The sequence below is a fragment of the Magnetospirillum moscoviense genome (genome assembly GCF_001650635.1).
In the GTDB taxonomy this organism is placed as follows: domain Bacteria; phylum Pseudomonadota; class Alphaproteobacteria; order Rhodospirillales; family Magnetospirillaceae; genus Magnetospirillum; species Magnetospirillum moscoviense.
The window spans coordinates 1-1,310 of sequence record NZ_LWQU01000067.1; the positions used below are offsets into that span (position 1 = coordinate 1).

The following is a 1,310-nucleotide window of genomic DNA, read 5'->3' on the forward strand; positions in this document are numbered from 1 at the left end:
GCAATGATGGGGTGGACGGCCCCTGCTCACCGGCGTCGCAATGCGCCAAAGTGGTCGTTGTTGAAACAGACCATAGAGGAGGCCGTCCATGGACGAAGTTAGCATGATCGGGTTGGATCTGGCGAAAGGGGTTTTCCAGGTCCATGGAGTTGACACGACGGGTGACACGGTCATCCAGCGCCAATTGCGGCGGGGGCAGATGATTGGCTTCTTCGCCAAGTTGCCGCCATGCCTGATTGGGATGGAGGCCTGCGCCACCTCTCATTACTGGGCGCGCGAGTTGACCGCTCTCGGCCATGAGGTGCGGCTGTTGCCGCCAGCCTACGTCAAGCCCTACGTCAAGCGGGGGCGCAAGAATGACGCCACCGACGCCGCAGCGATCTGCGAAGCGATGGCAAGCAAGGGCATGACCTTCGTGCCGGTGAAGACGCCCGAGCAGCAGGCGGGACTGATGCTTCACCGCGCCCGCCGGCTGCTGGTGACCCAGCGCACCATGCTCGCCAACGCGGTGCGCTCGCATCTGGCCGAGTTCGGCATTGTCGAGGCGCCAGGCGAAGCCGGGCTCGGCAGGTTGATCCCGCTTGCCGTCGATGCCGCCGATCCGTCGTTGCCGGTGGCCGCCCGCGAGGCGCTGGCCATGCTGGCGGCCCAGTTGAAGGATGCCGAGATCAAGATCGAAGCCCTGGATCGCGAAATCCTGGCCTGGCATCGCGCTGAAGACGCCAGCCGCCGCCTTGCCACCATTCCCGGCATCGGCCCAGTAATCGCCAGCACCATCGTCGCCACCGTCGGCGACCCCAGCCGCTTCCGAACCGGACGGGATTTTGCCGCCTGGCTCGGGCTGGTGCCGTCGCAGCACTCCAGCGGCGGCAAATCGGTGCTGGGGCCCATCACAAAAATGGGCGATCGTTACCTGCGCTCGCTGTTGGTGCTCGGGGCCACAGCCATGCTGCGACGAAAGACCTCCGGCTATGGGCCGTGGCTCGCCAGCCTGCTGGCGCGAAAGCCCGCCCGCCAGGCATCGGTCGCGCTGGCCAACAAGATGGCGCGCATCGCCTGGGCCATCTTGGCCCATGGCGGCATCTACCGCAAACCAGCCGCAGCCTGACACCGACGACCGACATACGATTGCGAGGGCGATGACAGCGTGATGGCGACCCGACGATCCCACGAACCGCAAAACCCTACAGCGCCCACGGCCGGTCGAGGCCGTCGCAATGATTGGGAGCGGTTCGCGGATCACATCATGGCCAGCGGTCAGGTGAACCGCACAAACAGGCCGGACACATGACTGCACCCAGCCTGGTCGC

1 protein-coding gene is annotated in these 1,310 nt (G+C 65.6%); it reads left to right on the forward strand.

Annotation, left to right across the window (positions count from 1 at the left end; all coding sequences use genetic code 11):
• Window positions 1-88: 88 nt before the first annotated feature.
• Window positions 89-1,108, forward strand: coding sequence for an IS110 family RNA-guided transposase (locus A6A05_RS03515; RefSeq protein ID WP_068497515.1), 1,020 nt, complete (start codon window positions 89-91; stop codon window positions 1,106-1,108).
• The last annotated feature ends 202 nt before the right edge of the window (window positions 1,109-1,310 follow it).